Source organism: Bacteroides sp. 519, from assembly GCF_010500955.1.
Taxonomy (GTDB): domain Bacteria; phylum Bacteroidota; class Bacteroidia; order Bacteroidales; family Bacteroidaceae; genus Bacteroides.
In genome coordinates this window covers 399,258-417,618 of sequence record NZ_QVMJ01000003.1, presented here as the reverse complement: position 1 = coordinate 417,618, position 18,361 = coordinate 399,258, and the positions used below count along the sequence as shown (strand labels likewise).

13 protein-coding genes are annotated in these 18,361 nt (G+C 42.3%); 3 read left to right on the top strand and 10 right to left on the bottom strand.

Annotated features, from left to right (window positions below; translation table 11 throughout):
- The first annotated feature begins 45 nt into the window (after nt 1-45).
- Together gpmI and D0T85_RS04665 are read left to right on the top strand one after the other, a co-directional pair.
- Nucleotides 46-1,560 (top strand): 2,3-bisphosphoglycerate-independent phosphoglycerate mutase, encoded by a 1,515-nt coding sequence (gene gpmI / locus D0T85_RS04670; protein WP_163210717.1) that lies wholly within the window; start codon nt 46-48, stop codon nt 1,558-1,560.
- A gap of 131 nt (nt 1,561-1,691) precedes the next feature.
- Nucleotides 1,692-2,273, top strand: coding sequence for a DUF3109 family protein (locus D0T85_RS04665; protein ID WP_163210715.1), 582 nt, complete (start codon nt 1,692-1,694; stop codon nt 2,271-2,273).
- Between the two features lie 68 nt (nt 2,274-2,341).
- On the opposite strand, the gene D0T85_RS04660 is transcribed toward D0T85_RS04665, so the two are convergent.
- From D0T85_RS04660 to D0T85_RS04640, 5 genes are all read right to left on the bottom strand, one after another.
- Nucleotides 2,342-3,502, bottom strand: a complete 1,161-nt coding sequence (locus tag D0T85_RS04660) for a porin (protein ID WP_163210713.1) — start codon at nt 3,500-3,502, stop codon at nt 2,342-2,344.
- A 196-nt stretch (nt 3,503-3,698) separates the two neighbouring features.
- Entirely contained in the window at nt 3,699-5,657 is a 1,959-nt protein-coding gene (gene gyrB / locus D0T85_RS04655) for a DNA topoisomerase (ATP-hydrolyzing) subunit B (protein ID WP_163210711.1), read from the bottom strand.
- Between the two features lie 416 nt (nt 5,658-6,073).
- Nucleotides 6,074-6,754 carry an ABC transporter ATP-binding protein gene (locus tag D0T85_RS04650; RefSeq protein ID WP_163210709.1) on the bottom strand — a complete coding sequence of 227 codons (681 nt, stop codon included), beginning with the start codon at nt 6,752-6,754 and terminating at the stop codon, nt 6,074-6,076.
- A 130-nt stretch (nt 6,755-6,884) separates the two neighbouring features.
- Nucleotides 6,885-7,586 (bottom strand): ThiF family adenylyltransferase, encoded by a 702-nt coding sequence (locus tag D0T85_RS04645; RefSeq protein ID WP_163210707.1) that lies wholly within the window; start codon nt 7,584-7,586, stop codon nt 6,885-6,887.
- A complete protein-coding gene (locus D0T85_RS04640; RefSeq protein WP_163210705.1) occupies nt 7,583-9,709 on the bottom strand; it encodes a cation:proton antiporter in 2,127 nt (708 codons plus the stop codon). Before D0T85_RS04640 ends, D0T85_RS04645 begins: the two co-directional genes overlap by 4 nt.
- A 207-nt stretch (nt 9,710-9,916) precedes the next feature.
- Between D0T85_RS04640 and D0T85_RS04635 the strand changes: the two genes are divergently transcribed.
- The gene (locus D0T85_RS04635) at nt 9,917-10,924 is read left to right on the top strand and encodes an aspartate-semialdehyde dehydrogenase (protein WP_163210703.1); all 1,008 of its coding nucleotides are present in this window, start codon (nt 9,917-9,919) and stop codon (nt 10,922-10,924) included.
- Between the two features lie 547 nt (nt 10,925-11,471).
- Here the strand turns inward: D0T85_RS04635 and D0T85_RS04630 are convergent.
- The 5 genes from D0T85_RS04630 to sufD all read right to left on the bottom strand — a co-directional run bounded on the left by D0T85_RS04630 (nt 11,472) and on the right by sufD (nt 18,306).
- The gene (locus D0T85_RS04630) at nt 11,472-12,497 is read right to left on the bottom strand and encodes an endonuclease/exonuclease/phosphatase family protein (RefSeq protein WP_163210701.1); all 1,026 of its coding nucleotides are present in this window, start codon (nt 12,495-12,497) and stop codon (nt 11,472-11,474) included.
- Nucleotides 12,498-12,676: 179 nt separating this feature from the next.
- Nucleotides 12,677-13,279 carry a ribonuclease HII gene (locus tag D0T85_RS04625; protein WP_163210699.1) on the bottom strand — a complete coding sequence of 201 codons (603 nt, stop codon included), beginning with the start codon at nt 13,277-13,279 and terminating at the stop codon, nt 12,677-12,679.
- A gap of 116 nt (nt 13,280-13,395) precedes the next feature.
- Nucleotides 13,396-15,606: a sodium-translocating pyrophosphatase gene (locus D0T85_RS04620; protein WP_163210697.1), complete on the bottom strand. Its 2,211-nt coding sequence runs from the start codon at nt 15,604-15,606 to the stop codon at nt 13,396-13,398.
- Between the two features lie 108 nt (nt 15,607-15,714).
- Nucleotides 15,715-16,923: an aminotransferase class V-fold PLP-dependent enzyme gene (locus D0T85_RS04615; RefSeq protein WP_163210695.1), complete on the bottom strand. Its 1,209-nt coding sequence runs from the start codon at nt 16,921-16,923 to the stop codon at nt 15,715-15,717.
- A 33-nt stretch (nt 16,924-16,956) separates the two neighbouring features.
- Entirely contained in the window at nt 16,957-18,306 is a 1,350-nt protein-coding gene (sufD, locus tag D0T85_RS04610; protein WP_163210693.1) for a Fe-S cluster assembly protein SufD, read from the bottom strand.
- Between the last annotated feature and the right edge of the window lie 55 nt (nt 18,307-18,361).

Below are 18,361 nucleotides of genomic sequence, written 5' to 3'. Positions count from 1 at the left end.
GTACCTCGAAATTAGATAGGTATTAATCATTAAACAGAATAGATCATGAGTAAAAAAGCCCTATTAATGATTCTCGATGGCTGGGGAATCGGAAACCACGGAAAAGCAGATGTTATTTTCAATACTTCCACACCTTACTGGGACTATCTGGTAAACACTTATCCACACTCAAAATTACAGGCTAGTGGCGAAAACGTAGGTTTGCCCGACGGACAAATGGGTAACTCGGAAGTAGGTCACCTTAATATTGGTGCCGGACGTGTAGTATACCAGGATTTGGTAAAGATCAATCTTGCCTGCCGCGACAACAGCATCATGCAGAATCCCGAAGTAGTTTCGGCATTTAGTTATGCTAAAGAAAATGGTAAGAGTATTCATTTCATGGGATTAACCTCCGATGGTGGTGTACACAGTTCGCTCGATCATTTGTTTAAGCTTTGCGATATCTCTAAAGAGTATGGAATAGAGAATACATTTGTTCACTGTTTTATGGATGGTCGCGATACCGACCCCAAGAGCGGTTTAGGCTTTATTGAACAATTGGATGCTTACACCAAACAAAGTGCAGGTAAAATAGCTTCAATCATTGGCCGTTACTACGCAATGGACCGCGACAAACGTTGGGAACGTGTAAAAGAAGCCTATGACCTTTTGGTAAATGGTGTTGGCAAGAAAGCTACCAACATGATTCAGGCAATGCAGGAATCTTACAATGAAGGTGTTACCGACGAATTTGTTAAGCCAATTATAAACGCCAACTTCGATGGTACTATTAAAGAAGGTGATGTTGTTATCTTCTTCAACTACCGTAACGACCGTGCAAAGGAACTTACTGTTGTGCTTACACAAGAAGATATGCCCGACTTTGGCATGCACATCATCCCTAATCTGCAATACTATTGTATGACTCCTTACGATGCTTCATTTAAAGGTGTTCATATCCTCTTCGATAAAGATAATGTAGAAAACACATTAGGCGAGTATCTTTCTTCTGAAAACAAAACCCAACTACACATTGCCGAAACAGAGAAGTACGCTCATGTTACTTTCTTCTTTAACGGTGGACGCGAAACTCCTTATGCTGCCGAAGATCGCATCTTGGTTCCTTCTCCTAAAGTAGCTACTTACGACCTTAAGCCCGAAATGAGTGCTTACGAAGTAAAGGATCGTTTGGTTGAGGCTATCAACTCGGAAAAGTACGATTTCATTGTAGTAAACTATGCTAACGGTGATATGGTAGGCCATACTGGTATTTACGAAGCTATCGAAAAAGCTGTAATAGCAGTTGATAATTGTGTTAAAGATAGCATCGAAGCTGCCAAAGCTCACGGTTACGAAGCAATCATTATTGCCGATCATGGTAATGCTGATAACGCTGTTAACGAAGATGGTTCTCCTAATACTGCTCACTCTTTGAACCCTGTTCCATGTGTTTATGTAACAGAGAACAAGGATGCCAAGGTAGAAGATGGCCGTTTGGCTGACGTGGCTCCAACTATCCTTAAGATCATGGGACTGGATGCTCCGAAAGAAATGAACGGGGTTGTTTTAATAAAATAATAATTTATTATAGACACGGATTACGCGGATTGCATGGATCTAACACGGATTTATTTTATTAATATTTTATCCGTGTATTTAAATCCGTGCAATCTGTGTAATCCGTGTCTAATATTAAAAAATAAGAAACCGTGGTACAGATTGATGATGTAGTAGTAAGCCTCGATGTTTTCAAGGAAAAGTTTATTTGCAACCTTGATGCCTGCAAAGGCGAATGTTGCATTGAAGGCGACGCAGGCGCACCGCTGGAAGATGATGAAGTAGAACAACTGGAAAAAGCCCTTGCCGTTATCTGGGACGATCTTTCGCCGGCTGCCAAAGATGTTATTAACAAGCAAGGAGTATGCTACCGTGATAGGGATGGCGATTTGGTAACATCCATTGTAAAGGGGGAAGACTGCGTGTTTACCTGTTACGATGAAAAAGGATACTGCTATTGTGCCATAGAGAAAGCTTATCGCGAAGGCAAAGTAGATTTCTATAAACCCGTTTCCTGCCATTTATATCCCATTCGTGTAGACAAGCACGAAACCTTTAGAGCCGTAAACTATCATCGGTGGAGTGTTTGCCATGCAGCACGCGAACTCGGTAAAGAGAAAGGAGTCCCTGTTTATCAGTTCCTTAAAGAGCCATTGATCCGCAAGTTCGGAAAAGTATGGTATGATGAGCTGGAAGATGTTGCTCGCGAATTAAAAGAACAAAACCTTATTTGAATTGAAAATAGAATTGAGAATTGAAAATTACCATGCGGCACGTTAATTTTCAATTCTCAATTCTCTATTTAAAAAATTACCTGTAGCCTTGCCTGCACTGAACTAACATTTTCTCCTGCAAGGAATGCACAATTACTACCCATCTTCTGATAAATGTAATTCAGCTTAATACATACGTGGTTGTTCACATAGTAATTTGAAGCAAAAGAGATATCCGTCATTTTTCCTGCGTTAATGCCCGCAGAATTATCATCCATGTTGGTGTAGGAATAACGGGCAACCAGTTCAAGCCCTTTACGTGGACGAGTGGTTTTCTTCTCTACAGAATCGAAATTGTAGGTTTTATCACCAAATAATAAGATGCCACCTTGCATATAAAATCCATTGGCCTGATAGGAGGGGAGGCCATTCTTCCTTTTTACATTCATAAAGAAACCTTCGGATTGTAGGAATACATTATTGTATCGTGCTTCGGTGTATATGGCACTGCTGTGCTGGTACTTAACATCTTCAATGTCGAATACAATAGGCTTTCTTTTTTCAATTTTTGTATTCATTGGCGACGAGAAGTTTAATATCCGTGGATTCTCTTTACCTTCCTCGTTATAACCGTTTGCATTTCCTGTGCGTATATAGCTACTGGCACCAAATAATAAAAGAGTTTTTTCTTGTTGATGCACAACATATTTGGCATCTGCCAGAAAACCGTACCCATCTCGTCCTTCCGTATCATTGCTAAGGGCATTGCTATCGCCCATTAAACAGCCATTCAGTACATATCTTTGTCCGTAGTGCGAAAACATAATATTCAGCAACCTGTCTGTACCAAAAAGATAGGTGTTTGGATTCTCGCAGATAAACTTAATGGAAGATGTTGTTTCCCAAGGCTCTAGTCCGAAAGGTGGAGCAACATGACCGAATCTGAAGTAAGCGTTTTCTTGTATGTGATAGTCAAGGAAGATATCTTTAGGCTTTACCTTTTTATCGCTGAATCCGATATCCACTTTCATGTTGAATTTACCATAGTTTGCTTTCAATCCCAGGCGGGCATCGGGCATGGTTGTGCCATTGCTTAACTTGGTTTCGTCCGAGAAGTACACTGCACCATCGTAATAAAAACGGCCTATAGGAGTAATTTTTAGCTTGTCTTGATTAGCGTCTTGTGCAGTGAGTGTATTACTCAACAAGAGTGCCAGTAGAAGTAACCGGCTTTTACGTTTATTTTTCATTCGAGGTTTTAATAATGACCTCGCAAACTTAGATAAAAATCTTCGATTTATATACCCAATTGCCTAAAAAAGATATTCATCACATAGGGCATAGTGGACAAATGGCTTGTCACAAGAAAAACGCCGGTAAAAGATTTCTCTTCTATCGGCGTTCCTTCACGTTGTAAGATGTGAGGCTGGTTTTTAAATTAAAGAATTACTTATCAATATTCGCATACGTTGCGTTTTCTTCGATAAACTCGCGGCGTGGACCAACGTCTTCGCCCATAAGCATGGAGAATATATAGTCGGCTTCGGCAGCGTTTTCTATATTAATTTGTTTCAGTATACGGTTTTCAGGGTCCATGGTTGTATCCCAAAGTTGAGTTGCATTCATCTCTCCCAAACCTTTGTAACGTTGTGTATGGATACTGTTTTCCGAACCACCACCGTATTTTTCAATAAATTGCATGCGTTGTTCATCTGTCCAGCAATACTCTTCAACCTTACCTTTTTTACAGAGATAAAGTGGTGGGGTTGCAAGGTACAGATATCCGTTACGGATAAGCTCGGGCATATAGCGGAAGAAGAAAGTCATAATCAGTGTATCAATGTGCGAACCGTCTACGTCGGCATCCGTCATGATGATAATCTTCTTATAACGAAGTTTGGCTATGTTAGCGGCTTTGCTATCCTCTTCTGTTCCAATGGTTACACCCAATGCAGTGTAGATATTACGTATTTCGTCGCTTTCGAGTGCTTTGTGATACATGGCTTTTTCTACATTCAGAATCTTTCCACGAAGTGGCAAGATTGCTTGGAATGTACGGTTACGACCTTGTTTGGCTGTACCACCTGCCGAGTCTCCTTCGACAAGGAATAGCTCACATTTATCTGGGTCGCGGTCCGAGCAGTCGGCCAGTTTACCAGGAAGTCCACCACCCGACATGGGCGATTTGCGTTGCACCATTTCGCGGGCTTTGCGGGCTGCATGGCGTGCTGTTGCTGCAAGAATAACCTTGTCTACAATAATTTTGGCTTCCTTTGGATGCTCTTCAAGGTAGTTCGATAAAGCTTCGCCTACTGCCTGATCTACAGCACCCATAACCTCGTTGTTTCCGAGCTTGGTTTTGGTTTGTCCTTCAAACTGTGGTTCGGCTACTTTAATAGAGATAACAGCGGTAAGACCTTCGCGGAAGTCGTCTCCCGAAATCTCCACTTTTACCTTTTCGAGCATCTTGGCATCTTCGGCATATTTCTTTAATGTACGTGTAAGTGCACGGCGAAATCCGGCTAGATGCGTACCTCCCTCAATGGTATTAATGTTGTTAACATACGAGTGGATGTTTTCTGCATACGATGTGTTGTACATTATAGCTACATCAACCGGGGTACCTTGTTTCTCTGTGCTGATAGAAATAACATCGGGAATCAAGCGTTCGCGCGATGAATCAATGAACTGTACAAACTCAACCAAACCATTTTCCGAGAAGAAGATTTCGCTTTTGTAGCTTCCGTCTTCGTTCATCTCGCGGCGGTCGGTTAAACTGATGGTTACACCGGCATTTAGGTATGCAAGTTCGCGCATACGTGTTGCCAGAATATCGTATTTATATTCTGTTACAGTAAAGATGCTTTCGTCGGGAAGGAATGTCTGACGTGTACCTCTTCGGTCGGTTTCGCCTACCACGGCAACTTCTGTTACAGGTTTACCACAGCTGTATTCCTGGCGATAAAGTTTACCATCGCGGGCTACTTCGGTAATCATTTGGGTAGAAAGTGCATTCACACAGGATACACCCACACCATGAAGCCCACCGGATACTTTATATGAATCTTTGTCGAATTTACCACCGGCATGAAGTACAGTCATAACAACCTCAAGTGCAGATTTCTGTTCTTTTTCGTGGAAGCCTACGGGAATACCACGTCCGTTGTCTTCAACACTTATTGAGTTGTTTTCGTTGATGGTTACGTCAATGCGGTCGCTATGGCCGGCTAAAGCTTCGTCGATAGAGTTGTCAACAACTTCATAAACGAGATGGTGCAAACCTTTCAAACCAGTATCACCGATATACATGGCCGGACGCTTTCTTACTGCTTCCAAGCCTTCCAGTACCTGGATACTATCGGCTGAATATGTACTGTTGTCATGGGTAACTTGTTCTTCGCTCATAATTTATTTTTCCTATTAAAATAACTTAGCAAAGTTAATAAAAAACTCCGGATAAAGCGTTATGGTGGTATGAGTATTTATAAGTATCATTTTCATCCTACCGGGATAAACGTTTTCTCCTACCGGGATAAACGCTTCATCCTACCGGGACAAATGGTTTCTCCTACCGGGATAAAGGCTTGATCCTACCGGGATAAACAGATCAAGATTTTATCTTTCCATTTTTTTACATCAGAGTGTGTGTTTAATAACTCACTAGAGTTATTATATAGTTTTTGTTTTAGTTTTTGTTTTCGTTTATTGCGCGTTCTTATATATAAAGGCTTTGGTTGCCCTTTAGGTATACCTTTAGGTTGCCCTTTAGGTGTGCTTTTAGGTTGCCCTTTAGGTGTACTTAAGGTGCGCTTTAAATTGAATTATTCATACACGATCACTGAGTTTTTTTCCTTTCCAATCAGCCCATCAATAATATGAACTGTACGGTCGGTAATACGTGAGAGTGATTCGTCGTGAGTTACAATAACAAAAGTTTGGCCAAACTGTGCGCGTAAATCAAAGAACAGTTGATGCAGTTCTTCTTTGTTCTTAGTGTCTAAACTTCCCGAAGGCTCGTCGGCAAGAATTACCGAAGGATTGTTTATCAGGGCGCGGGCCACAGCAACACGTTGTTTTTCGCCACCCGATAGTTCGTTGGGCTTGTGAGTTCCACGGTCTTCTATGCCCATAAACTTAAGCAACTCCAAGGCACGACCGGTTGACTCTTTTACTGATTTACCTGCAATAAAAGCGGGAATCATAATGTTTTCGAGTGCCGTAAACTCGGGCAATAGCTGATGGAACTGGAAAACAAAACCAATGTGCTTGTTGCGGAAAGCTGATAATTCTTTCTCTTTTAATTGGCATATATCTGTTCCCTGAATGGTTATCTTACCATTATCCGGTTTATCCAGCGTACCCATAATTTGCAGAAGGGTTGTTTTTCCGGCACCACTGGGGCCAACAATGCTAACTACTTCGCTTTCTTGTATGTCAAGATCAATGCCTTTAAGAACCTGTAGGGTACCAAAGCTCTTGGTGATTCCTTCTAAATGGATCATATTTATAGAGTTTTGAGTTATGAGTTTTGAGTTATGAGTTTTGAGTTATGAGTTATGAGTTATGAGTTTTACCATGCGGCATCGTTACTCACTACTTAAAACTCACTACTCAAAACTCATAACTCACTACTCATAACTTTTTTATTACGTATTCTGCCAGATAACATCCAAATACTGCTGGCATATAGCTAACTGTTCCGCAAGTGGATTTTTTGTTCATTTCATCCTCGGTTAGAATAACAGCATCAGGGTTGGCTTGTTCGGTGCTGAACACAACTGGTAGCTTGCGCTTTATTCCCATTTTCTGCAATCGCTTTCTTACGGCTTTGCTTAAACCACAATGGTAAGTATCCCAGATGTCGGCAAAGCGTATTTGTGTGATATCACTTTTGGCACCTGCCCCCATACTCGAAATGATCTTTATGTTTCTTTTCATAGCATGGTATATCAGGAAACATTTGGGGCTGAGGGTATCAATAGCATCTACAATAAAATCGTACATTGCAGCATCGAGCAATTCGGGGATGTTATCATCTTTCAGAAAAACGGGAAGTACAGTTAACTTCAAATCCGGATTGATATCGTAAAAACGTTCGGCAAGCACCTCGGCCTTCTTCATACCAACAGTTGAGTGAAGAGCAGGCAGCTGCCTGTTGATGTTGCTTGGCTGAACGGTATCTGCATCAACAATTGTCATTTGTCCTACCCCTGCCCGACAAATCATCTCGGCAGCATAGGCTCCTACACCACCCAAACCTACTACCAATACATGGGCATTAGCAAGGCGATTCATCTTATCTTTTCCGAAAAGTAATTCGGTTCGTTGTTTCATTTCTTAAACCATTTATAAAACCATTTCCCCACTGACTCGTAGTGTTGCGATTCATTATGATGCAAAGGCTCCGAGAACGAAAGGCTCTCTTGTGGATCTCCAAACTGATCCGGATAGAGCACCATCAAGCTATTGTTACTAAAGTATTTTAGTTGGGCAGGCAGTTTTTCGAAGGCCGGATCGTACGATATGAATCCGCGGCGGGCACTAACAATAACCAATAAATGGTCGAAGTTAATATGGCTTGCCAGCATCATTAAATCTTCCCACTCATCCTGAGGGGTCATTTCTCTTCTCAATCCCCTGTGTTTCTTTACAATGTAGCCTTCTAAATAGGGTATTGTATCCGGGTGTGCAAAGAAATGCAAGCGGCAACCTAGCTGTGTTCCCATTCGGCAAAGCCTTTCGAGCCATTTAATAAATCCGGCTTCGTATTGGGCTTTGGGGGGTACAGCAATAACAATCCGGCGCAAAGTATTTGCAGGCATTACACTCTTAACAATCATAATTTGCTTGTGGGTACCTTTCAATAGGTTTTCGGTTAATCTTCCTAAGAATGAATCTACGATTGTTATTTTGTGGTGCAAACCGATGATTACTTCGGATGCAGCACACTCTTTCATGGTGTGGATGATGCCTGAAGCCACATTTAAATCATACCGGGTTAATGTGTGAACATTTACATCGGCAGCAGCAGCAACCATAGCTGCCCGTTCCAGATAACGCTTACCTTGTGCCAAACGGGTTTCGGAAGCGTTATTGTCATTGATGATGCTCAGTGCGGTTAATCCGTATTTGCGTTTAGGCTCTTTCATAAGTAAAGCCATGTTCATCAGGTTGGCTATTGTGTCGGGGTTGGCTATTGGGATAAGGATGTTTTCTTCTTCCTTCGGTTTATCGTCTGCACCTTCAATGTTATCCTCGATGGTCATGTTCCGGGCAGCCCTTTCGGTTGCAACAGAACTTATAATACAGGTAAAGAGAATCATTACTACTGTTCCGTTCAATACATCATCGTTCAGTAAAGGAACACCGGGCGAAACCTCAATCTTGTTACCAACCAGTACGGCTGCCAATGTTGCGGCTGCCTGAGCATTGCTGAGTCCGAACATCATGGTACGTTCGTTCTTGCCCATCCGGAACGATTTTTGTGTCATCCAGGCTGCCAGCCATTTACTAAAAGTAGCAACTATTGTCATTACTACGGCAACTTTCAAAGCTTCGCCACCTGTAAACAAAGAGCGGATGTCGATAATCATTCCCACACCAATCAGGAAGTAGGGTATAAACAAAGCGTTACCCGTAAACTCCAACCGGTTCATTAATGGCGACAGGTTAGGTATCAACCGGTTAAGTACCAGGCCCACAAGGAAAGCACCAAGTATACCTTCCATCCCAGCCAGTTCAAGTAAACCGCCACCAAGAAATACCAACACCAGTACAAAGATAAACTGCATAATGCTGTCTTCGTATTTGCGGAAGAACCAGCGACCGATACGAGGGAAAGAATAAATGATTAGGAAGGATACAACAACAACTTTTACGGTGAGCAAAATCCAGAACAGGCTGGTAATCTCACCTTTATACATGCCCGATATAATGGCAAGCACCAAGAGGGCCAATGCTACTGTGATGGCTGTACCGCCTACAGTAATACTCACACTGCGCAATCGGGATAAACCGTAACGGCTTACTATGGGGTAGGCAATTAGCGTGTGCGATGCATACATACTGGCTAGCAATACCGATGTTGTGGCATTATAACCAAGCACAGACATGGAGCTCCAAACCCCAAATATCATTGGAACAACAAACGTAAATATACCGAAAACCAAGGCTTTCGATCTGTTCTTCTTAAAATCTTCAAGGTCCATTTCAAGTCCGGCAAGGAACATGATAAAATAAAGTCCTACTTTACCAAACAGTTCAAAACTGCTATCCCGTACCAGAATGTTGAAACCATGTTCGCCAACAAAAACTCCTGCAATAATCATCCCAATAATATGGGGAATGCGAAGCTTGCTTAACAATATCGGAGCAAAAAGAATAATGAGAAGAACCAGCAGGAAAATCCAGGTAGGATCGGTAATAGGTAAATGTAGATTAAAATCAAGCCAATTCATTCACACACGGGATTTAATTTCACGCAAAAGTAAGAAAAAAAACGTTTTATTATGTGGTTATATAGCAGAATGTCGTATTTTTGCAGCCAAATTATTTGAGTTTATAAGTTTTTAAGTTTGTGAGTTTGTAAGTTGCTATACAGCATCAAAAACTCAAAAAGCCTATAAACTCAAAAACTAACAAACTAATAAACTCAAAAACTTAAAATGAAAGTAGCTATTGTTGGAGCAAGCGGAGCGGTAGGACAGGAGTTCCTTCGCGTACTCGAGGAAAGAAATTTTCCAATGGACGAATTAGTGTTGTTTGGTTCTAAACGCAGTGCGGGAACTAAATATACATTCCGTGGAAAACAGCTCGAAGTCAAACTTTTGCAACACAATGACGACTTTAAAGATATTGATATTGCATTCACCTCTGCCGGTGCCGGTACTTCGAAAGAATTCGAAAAGACTATCACTCAATACGGTGCTGTAATGATTGATAATTCAAGCGCTTTCCGTATGGATGCCGATGTGCCTTTGGTAGTACCCGAAGTGAATGCGGCCGATGCCAAAGATCGTCCACGTGGTGTGATTGCCAATCCTAACTGTACCACTATTCAGATAGTTGTAGCATTGAAAGCCATTGAAAACCTATCGCACATTAAAACCGTACATGTTTCTACTTATCAGGCTGCCAGTGGTGCCGGTGCTGCTGCAATGGACGAGTTGCACGAGCAATACCGTCAGGTTGTAGCAGGCGAAGAGGTTGTAGTTGAGAAGTTCGCTTATCAGTTGGCTTACAACCTGATTCCACAGGTTGATGTTTTCACCGACAATGGTTATACCAAAGAAGAGATGAAGATGTTCAACGAAACACGTAAAATTATGCACTCGGATATTAAAGTAAGTGCAACTTGTGTACGTGTTCCTGCTTTAAGAGCTCACTCTGAAAGCATCTGGGTAGAAACAGAAAAGCCTATCTCTATTGATGAAGCACGCGAAGCTTTCGCAAGTGCCGATGGTATTGTGTTAATGGATAACCCAGCCGAGAAAGAATATCCGATGCCGTTATTCCTTGCGGGCAAAGATCCTGTGTATGTAGGACGTATCCGTAAAGACCTGGCAAACGAAAACGGTCTTACTTTCTGGACAGTTAGCGACCAAATTAAGAAAGGCGCTGCACTAAATGCTGTTCAAATTGCCGAATACCTGATTAAAGAGAATAACATTTAATATTTTCCGATTTTTTAATTAAATAATTTGTTAGGGAAGGGGGTCTTTGTGAAAAGGCTCCTTTTTTGTAGCAAAGTACCACTGAGGTGAGCTAGAAATATTGCTCTTTAAATTCCGAAACAGTTAAACAAGCGATAAAAGAGTTGTGGCGACGTACGGAAACATCCGCAAAGCGGCAAATGGATATTGTTGTGCCGGCGCAGGATGCTTTTGAAGAATGCTTTTAAAAAAGAACAATGAGTTCTGATATATTTTGATACGCAAAGAGGCCAACGGCCTCATCTCAATAGCGTAGGGCAAAGCCCTACGTAAACGGATAATTATATATTATGACCCCAACGGGGTCAACTCATTTAAACAATTTACGTTGACCCCGTTGGGGTCACAATACATGATCCGTTTACGTAGGGCTTTGCCCTACGCTATTGAGCAAAGGCCGTTGGCCTTTAGAATAATTCACTTTAATGCACAAATATAACTCTTTATTAGAATAAACCAAGTAGTTTAATTGGGCAAACGCTTGGTTAACCAAGCGCTTACTTACTGTTTAAAAACTTACCTCAAACACAGTAAGCACCCCTTTATGATCGGTTGGCCAGATATCAATTGGTTCAATAAACTTGTCCTCACTGGTTTCTTGTACCCGTTCGCTATTACGTATGCATCCCTTTGGACCATAAATAGCTGCATCTTTTAACTTCATACCCTCCGAAGGATAATAGAAAATTAAGTCGATACGTTCGCGCTCGTCCGATTCGGGAGCCCAAGTAAGACGCTTGATTGGTGCGCCTTTGCAATCGGCAGGGTAGGTGTAGCCGGGATGGGTAACCGGATTGGGATACATTACGCGGTAAGCATCTTTGTAATTGTTCTCTTCCAGAAGCGTGGTAACAGTCCACGGAATTACCACCCCATGATGATCGGCACTATCTTTGGTTGCCTCTGTCCAATCCAGGTGAGAAGGCTCGTTAAAGTCTCCACCAATAATTACATAGTTACCTGCGGCAGCTTCCTTGTTAGCGTCAGCAATAAATAGTTTTATGGCATCATCTCTTAGTGAAGCCACGTTTCTAGCTAACAAAGTGTCGACATTCGTAACAGGTTCTGGTAGTTTTGCCCACGTTTTGCCACTGTATCCCCTTACTTCATAATACGAACAATCTTGATAATCCAGATGCGTAGTATACACACAGAAGGTTTTTCCATTAACATCAGCTTTCAGCTTATAAACGGTTCCATGATCATCCTTTAAAGGGAAAATCGTAACACTATCCTGTATAGGATATTTACTCAGTAAGCCCGAGTCGAAGCTGTAAAACGAATAGTAAGTAAGACCTTTCTCGGCTAAAGATGTTATTATGCGGTCGCAAAAGCGGGTCCCTTTGTAATTCCGTACTTCGCTGAGCATCACAAAATCGGCATCAGCTCTTACCAGTTCGTTTACTAAGGCATCATAACCGCCTTCTACCATTGTTCCTTCTTGCCAGATGTTGAGTTGGAGGAACTTCATTTCTTTTGTGTTGCTGCATGCCGAAAATACCACAACACACAACAATGCAATCATTTGTTTCATAAAAATTCTACTTTAGGTTAGTGCTTATTTCATATTCCAGAATGGAAGTAGTTAAAGGGAGTTATCAGGAGCTTTGCTCCTTAGGAGTTATAGCTATAAGATACTTCAGAGCATCTAAAACTTTAACTCCTTTAACTCCTAGCGAAGCGATAACTCCTTCCATTCTATAGTATGAATTGTTAGAATGGAATTTCGAGTTGTGTATCACCAAGAAGGTTATAACTCATTCTGTGATATGGCGAAGTGCCAACTTTTGCTATCATTTCGCGATGCTTCTTGGTTGGATATCCTTTATTTTGATTCCAGGCATAATCGGGAAACTCTGCGTGTAGCTCATTCATATAATCATCGCGATAGGTTTTGGCCAGTATGGATGCTGCAGCAATTGAAAGATATTTGCCATCACCTTTTATAACAGTGGTATGGGGAGTGTCATTGTATTCTTTGAAACGGTTACCATCAATCAACAAATGTTGCGGACGTATGGTTAACTGGTCTACAGCACGGTGCATGGCCAAAAAAGAAGCATTGAGAATGTTTATTTCGTCAATCTCTTCGGGGGTAACAATACCCACAGCCCACGCTAACGCTTCTTGCTGTATAACGTCTCTTAATAAATAACGTTGTTTCTCCGATAATTGTTTGGAGTCGTTCAATAATTCGTTTTTAAAATCTTTGGGAAGTATTACAGCAGCAGCGTATACAGATCCGGCCAAACAACCGCGTCCGGCTTCGTCGCATCCGGCTTCAATGAGGTGTTCGTGTAAATAGGGTAATAACATTAAGTTAAAAGTTAATAGTTAAAAGATAAAAGTTCTTCTTCTGCAAATATCCTATTAATTCTAAACTGAAACAAGACTTACAGAGAACTTTTATCTTTTAACTATTATCTTTTATCTTAAAACAAACTCCACGCTACCGTAAGCCCTGCCATTACAATAGCTACCATACTCATTAATTTAATGAGGATGTTAAGGCTTGGGCCGGAAGTATCTTTAAACGGATCGCCTACAGTATCACCCACCACTGTTGCTTTATGTGTTTCGGATCCTTTACCCCCATGGTTGCCCTCTTCGATGTATTTCTTTGCATTGTCCCATGCGCCGCCGGAGTTAGCCATGAAGATGGCCAGAACAAATCCCGTACTCAGTCCGCCAATTAATAAGCCCATAACACCGGTTACTCCAAAGATGAGTCCTGTAACAACTGGTGCAGCAATGGCCAATACAGAAGGCACAACCATTTCTCTTTGTGCACCTTTGGTAGAGATTTCTACACAGCGGGCATAATTAGGTTCGGCTTTGCCCTCCATTATCCCTTTGATTTCGCGGAACTGCCGCCGTACCTCTTCTACCATATCGGCTGCTGCCCGTCCAACGGCATTCATGGTTAATCCACAGAACAAGAAAGCCATCATAGAGCCAATAAATATGCCCACAAGCACTTTGGGGTTCATCAGGGTTACTTCGTACCAGTTCATAAAGTCGAGGAAAGATGCTGCATGTAACTGCTCAACCGTAACAGTAATATGTTTGCCAACAGCAACCATTTTATCGGCAGCACCCTCGGCCAAACGTATTAAGCCAATTTTTATCTCTTCAATGTAAGATGCAAGCAATGCCAAACCCGTTAACGCAGCCGAACCAATGGCAAAACCTTTTCCGGTAGCGGCAGTAGTATTACCTAGCGAATCTAAAGCATCGGTGCGCTTACGTACCTCGGCTCCCAAGCAAGACATTTCGGCGTTACCACCAGCGTTATCGGCAATTGGGCCATAAGCATCGGTAGCAAGGGTGAATCCCAGTGTCGAGAGCATGCCAACTGCTGCAATGCCAATTCCGTAAAGTCCCATTCCAATGTTGGCAAAATCGAATCCGGAAGCAAAATAGTAAGAGGCGATTACACCCACAACAACAGCCAGTACAGGGATACAAGTCGATATCATACCCAGTCCTAGCCCGGAGATGATTACCGTTGCCGGACCAGTTTTACCTGATTCGGCTACCTTTTTAGTGGGTTTGTAAGATTGCGAGGTATAATATTCTGTTGCTTGCCCTATTACAATACCAACCAGCAGACCTACTATTACTGAACAAGATATCCATTGCCAATCGGGCAATCCCAGTAAATACATAATGCCAAAGGTTGCAATAACAATAAGAATTGAACTTAGATTTGTTCCAAAGGAAAGTGAGTTAAGCAATTTTTTAATACTTGCATTCTCGCTGGTTTTAACGGAGAAGATACCTACAATAGAAAGGAAAATGCCTACTGCTGCAATTAGCATGGGGGCAATAACTGCTTTTGTTTGCAGGTCGATATTGCCTTTCGATGCAAAGGCAGCAGCACCAAGGGCGGCTGTTGCCAGAATAGAACCGCAATATGATTCATACAAATCGGCTCCCATACCTGCTACATCACCAACGTTATCTCCAACATTATCGGCAATGGTAGCCGGATTTCTAGGGTCGTCTTCCGGTATTCCGGCTTCTACTTTACCCACTAAATCGGCTCCTACATCGGCGGCTTTGGTATAGATACCTCCACCAACACGGGCAAATAGTGCTTGGGTAGAGGCTCCCATGCCAAAGGTTAACATCGTGGTAGTTATTATGGTTAGCTTTTCGGGTGTTTCGGGTAGTAACCAGTTGAGCAGCAGATACCAGAAAGCAATATCGAACAAACCGAGACCAACCACCACCAGCCCCATTACTGCTCCACTTCTGAAAGCCACCTGCAAGCCACTGTTTAATGACTTACGTGCAGCATTTGCTGTACGTGCCGATGCGTATGTGGCTGTTTTCATACCCAGAAATCCGGCAAGACCGGAGAAGAAACCACCTGTAAGGAAGGCAACGGGTACCCAGTTATTTTGTAAGCCGAAATAGGCCATGCAACCAAAAATCACAGCCATTACTATAAATACTGCAATTACAACCTTGTACTGTTGTTTGAGATAGGACATAGCGCCAATCCTAACATGTTGGGCTATTTTTTTCATAGTGTCTGTACCTTCGTCCTGGTTCATCATCCATTTATAGAAATAAAGAGCAAAACCAAGAGCTACCAAAGAGGCTACAGGAACGAGCCAGAAGAGTAAATCATCCATAGAATTGAGTATTAAAAGGTTTGTCCCTCAAATGTAACGATTACAAATGAGAAAGACAAAAAAATGTCACAGTAATGTCTTAATACTCATATTGATCCATCGGATATGCTAAAACATCTTCGCCACCCTTTTTATTCCCTCAACCAATGCATCCACTTCCTCTTTTGTGTTGTACATTGCCAGCGATGCACGTACTGTTCCTTCAATTCCTAGCCGTTGCATTAGTGGTTGGGCACAATGATGCCCGGTGCGGACAGCAATTCCTAACCGATCGAGCAATGTGCCAAGGTCGAAGTGGTGAATATCTCCTACCAGGAAAGATATTACACTGCTTTTATTATCGGCTTCGCCATAGATACGTAAGCCCTCAATCTCTTTTAGCCTTTGAGTGGCATACCTGGTTAATTCATGCTCGTAGGCAGCAATGTTTTCGAGGCCGATTGCCGAAACATAATCCAGTGCAATTGCCAAACCGGTAGTACCAATATAATCGGGTGTGCCGGCTTCGAACTTAAAAGGAAGTTCGTTAAAGGTGGTACGTTCAAAGCTAACATGCTGTATCATCTCTCCTCCACCCTGATAAGGGGGGATTGCATCGAGCCATTTCTCTTTACCGTATAACACTCCTATTCCCGTAGGACCGTATATCTTATGGCTGGAGAAAGCATAGAAGTCGGCATCAAGTGCCTGAACATCTACAGGGATATGAGGTACCGATTGAGCACCATCAATCAATACAGGAACATCATTGGTGTGAGCAATGTCTATTATTTCTTTTACCGGATTGATGGTTCCCAGTACGTTCGATACGTGGGCAACACTTACCAGCTTTGTACGTTCCGAAAATAGTTTCCTGTACTCATCAATCAGCAACTCGCCTTTATCGTTTATGGGAATAACTTTTATGGCAATTCCTTTACGGGCAGCAAGCAGTTGCCAGGGTACTATATTGCTGTGATGCTCCATGGTGGAGATGATAATTTCATCTCCTTCCTTCATGAACTCTTCGCCAAAGGAGAAAGCCAGAAGGTTTATAGATTCTGTTGTGCCGCGGGTAAACACAATTTCGTTGGTACTGGCAGCGTTGATAAACTTCTGTACGGTTTTGCGTGCTCCCTCGTGCAAGTTAGTTGCCTGTTGAGACAGAAAATGTACTCCCCGGTGTACGTTGGCGTTTACTGAGTAGTATTCATCTACTATGGCATCAACCACCACACGTGGTTTCTGGGTAGTTGCCGAGTTATCAAGGTATATCAATGGCTTACCATATACTTCACGTTGCAGTATAGGGAAATCGGCTCTTATTTTATCTATCATTTTATTTACGATTAGACGATTTACGATTGAAATCTATAGTTCCTTGCATATAGAACACCCTTGACAGCGCGCCAAGTCACCACGGAAACGTTTTTCGACAAGGTGGTGCAGTCTGTCTTTCAGTGCATCAAGTCTGATGGTATCTACCACTTCGTTTACAAAGGCAAACATTAACAGTAAGCGGGCTTCTTTTTCGGGTATTCCTCTTGCACGCATATAGAAGAGTGCATTCTCGTCCAGTTGCCCTACAGTAGACCCATGTCCGCACTTCACATCATCGGCATAGATTTCCAGCTGAGGTTGAGTGTACATACGAGCCTCGCGGGTTGCGCAGAGGTTGCGGTTGGTCATTTGTGAGTTTGTGTGCTGAGCACCGGGACAAACAAGCACCATTCCGGCAAAGGCACCAACAGCTTGATTATCGAGCACATACTTGTATAGCTCTTTGCTGTTGCAGTTGGGTGCTATATGTTTGATAGATGTATTATTATCTACATGTTGTTTCTTGTCGGCTATGGCCATTCCGCAGAGATAAGTTTCGGCTCCTTCGCCTACCAGAGAAACTTCGGTTGTATTACGGGTAACCCCGTTATGAAGGGTTATTTCGTTTAAAAGCAGGTTGCTGGATGCCTCTTGCTTGGCATAAAGGTTGCTGATGCGTACTGTCCGGGTATGCGTTTCTTCAAGTTCGTATATGTCGAGAGTGGCATTCTTCCCAACAAATACTTCGGTTACCTGAGTAGCAAGAAAGTCTTTGTCGTCCATGGCATGATCGCAAACAAGCAATTTGGCTTGTGCACCGTCTTCGATAACAATGAGCATCCGGCGGTTAACCATGAAGTTTACATCGGCCCGAAGAATATTTACCAACTGAATGGGCTTTTCTACTACCACACCTTCCGGAACATAAAAGAATACCCCATCTTGCGCAAAAGCGGTATTAAAGGCGGTTATTCCATCGGTGGCTGTATCGGCCAGTTTGCAGTAATATGGTTCTACCAAATGAGGGTATTTTTCATAAGCTTCGTTTAAGCCACAAAAGATAACTCCTTTAGGTAGATTGTATGTAGGTAATGCTTTGTTATAGAACATATCGTTTACAACAAAATACAGGGATGTACTCATATTGGGTACATCGCACTTAAATACTTCGTACGGATTTACGGGTATATTCAAACGGTTGAGGTTTAATCCGTAATCGGTTTCAAAGTACTGGCTGATATTGGTGTACTTATAGTTCTCTTGCTTCCGTGTTGGAAAACCTTGCTCACGGAAATCGGCAATGGCTTTACTACGGTACGCGTTGAATTGGCGGGTGCTTTTTGCGCGTAGCAATTCTTCTGCTTCGTAGTAAAGGTCTATATATTGTTGTTCTAATTTCATAACTTTATTCTTTTTTAGACACGGATTACGCGGATTACACGGATTTTAAAACACG

What these genes read in the sequence shown, in the direction of transcription:
- sufD (WP_163210693.1), bottom strand. Translation starts at nt 18,306, where the DNA reads ATGAAATTAGAACAACAATATATAGACCTTTACTACGAAGCAGAAGAA.
- D0T85_RS04630 (WP_163210701.1), bottom strand. Translation starts at nt 12,497, where the DNA reads ATGAAACAAATGATTGCATTGTTGTGTGTTGTGGTATTTTCGGCATGC.
- D0T85_RS04625 (WP_163210699.1), bottom strand. Translation starts at nt 13,279, where the DNA reads ATGTTATTACCCTATTTACACGAACACCTCATTGAAGCCGGATGCGAC.
- D0T85_RS04640 (WP_163210705.1), bottom strand. Translation starts at nt 9,709, where the DNA reads ATGAATTGGCTTGATTTTAATCTACATTTACCTATTACCGATCCTACC.
- D0T85_RS04660 (WP_163210713.1), bottom strand. Translation starts at nt 3,502, where the DNA reads ATGAAAAATAAACGTAAAAGCCGGTTACTTCTACTGGCACTCTTGTTG.
- D0T85_RS04635 (WP_163210703.1), top strand. Translation starts at nt 9,917, where the DNA reads ATGAAAGTAGCTATTGTTGGAGCAAGCGGAGCGGTAGGACAGGAGTTC.
- D0T85_RS04645 (WP_163210707.1), bottom strand. Translation starts at nt 7,586, where the DNA reads ATGAAACAACGAACCGAATTACTTTTCGGAAAAGATAAGATGAATCGC.
- gyrB (WP_163210711.1), bottom strand. Translation starts at nt 5,657, where the DNA reads ATGAGCGAAGAACAAGTTACCCATGACAACAGTACATATTCAGCCGAT.
- gpmI (WP_163210717.1), top strand. Translation starts at nt 46, where the DNA reads ATGAGTAAAAAAGCCCTATTAATGATTCTCGATGGCTGGGGAATCGGA.
- D0T85_RS04615 (WP_163210695.1), bottom strand. Translation starts at nt 16,923, where the DNA reads ATGATAGATAAAATAAGAGCCGATTTCCCTATACTGCAACGTGAAGTA.
- D0T85_RS04650 (WP_163210709.1), bottom strand. Translation starts at nt 6,754, where the DNA reads ATGATCCATTTAGAAGGAATCACCAAGAGCTTTGGTACCCTACAGGTT.
- D0T85_RS04620 (WP_163210697.1), bottom strand. Translation starts at nt 15,606, where the DNA reads ATGGATGATTTACTCTTCTGGCTCGTTCCTGTAGCCTCTTTGGTAGCT.